Origin of the sequence: Carboxydocella sp. ULO1, from assembly GCF_002049255.1 — a bacterium.
Lineage (GTDB): Bacteria > Bacillota.
On the sequence record NZ_BDLQ01000087.1, the window covers coordinates 1 to 1638 of the forward strand.

The 1638-nt window shown below is 53.6% G+C and carries 2 protein-coding genes; both read right to left on the bottom strand.

Translation table 11 applies throughout. The features are described 5' to 3' along the window. Positions 1 to 494: YmfQ family protein (locus ULO1_RS11180; protein WP_079933618.1), on the bottom strand; the 494-nt coding region annotated here is incomplete at its 3' end. Further along, the coding region (locus ULO1_RS11185) for a baseplate J/gp47 family protein (protein ID WP_143325455.1) at positions 491 to 1638 on the bottom strand (1148 nt) is incomplete at its 5' end. The genes ULO1_RS11180 and ULO1_RS11185, both read right to left, overlap by 4 nt.

Consider the following 1638-nt stretch of genomic DNA (forward strand, 5'->3'; position numbering starts at 1 on the left):
CACTCATCCCATATGAAGAAGTTGTATTCATACATTATCGCCAAATGCGCCGGTACAACCGCCCGGACCGCCGTTTTGAGGTCATCTAAGTTAGGCGGCACTCCGGTTGTGTCTACAAACTGGATCGTAATAGTATAAGCCGCGTGGTCCTCTACAACATCTATTGCACCTTTATCGTATGATTCAGCCACCTTCTTAACTACCGCAATCGTGGCAGTTCCGTATCCTCGCAATCGAGACACGATTTTATTCCTTCGTTCAGCCTCGGGTTGATCCGGTGTAACCGGGAGACCTAACTCTTCTTCCCACCTGTCCAATCCCCAGGTGGCCGTGTTAACAAAAAACTGGTTCAGCGTTTCGTCCAGGGCTTGGCGGAGCTTGTCAAACTCAGCTCCTTCCGCTTGGAGGATCGACTTTATCACCCGACTAGTTTCGTAATAAGGCGGAAGGTACGTTAACATTTCCTTGCCGCGGGTGCTGGTTATTTCGCTCACGTTAGATTCACCGTCCCCAGCACGGCCACTTCCTGGTCACCAATAACCACGTTAGTAGTACCACCGTTTACCGTCAGGTTGCTGTAGTCCTGTACCCCGGGTGTATCCAGGATAGCCTGGCCTATGCGAACGTAACGAACATCATTGTCGCTGGTGAAGGCCAGGGATTTAATGTAGGCCGCAATATTATCCCTCACAGCGGCCTTTACACTATCGGCATTATACCCCGGCGCAATGGTCAAGGTTGCCGAAACATTTATCAGCACTGCCGTAGCCGGCTCTACAGTGACCCGGGCGCCGATAGGAGCTTTACCTTCGCCGGTGTCTTTGGAAAAGGTGCTCCGGTAAACCACTCGGTCAACCCACACCGTAGTCGTGGTATCCGTGGTAAGGCGTGTTATTCGCAGTTCTAATTGATCCTGCCCGTTCCAGTAGAACTCCACGATTTTGTTACCGAATGTAGTAGCTAAATCGCTGGCCTTAAGGGTTACCACGGCGTCTACCGTTCCACTCGGTCTGGTCTTCGCCCAGGCCGCTGCCGACACATTCCATATCCCTACCTGAAGCAAGTCCGCCGTTCCAGCATTACTGTCCACCTTTACCCGTACCCGGGCCTGCCAGATGCCGGGTTGTTGTAGGATACTCTGTAAACCAGCGTGAGTAATAGTCCCGGCCCCGGAAGCATCGTAGACCATCTTTACACTGTCGCCGGTATCGTCGGTCTGGGTGGTGTCTATGCTGGTACCGTATCCACCCAGGGTCATCGTTTCGGCTTCTTTTTCGTTTACCCAGGGCGGGGCAATGTAGTTCTGTACTGCATCCACTAATGCCTGATCGGCTGGTTCTTTGTTTGTGTTGATTATTGCAATACTCACCGTACCCGGCCCGTCACGTACAGGTACCACAAAAACGCCGCCCACGCCAGGGACTTCCATGGCCCAGTTTACGTAGTCGGCCTTATTTCCCCCAGCCGATGGAGACCGCACCCGCTGGAGGTAACGGGCCAGCAGCGATGCGTCGTCTTCCTCGTCCAGACCGCCGGAAGTTGTCGCTACATTGTTCACCGAAGTTATTCCGGCCACTGGCTGGGCCAGGATAGTAATCGTCCCAGCTGCCACATTACCGCTAGCCCCAGGTTCCACGG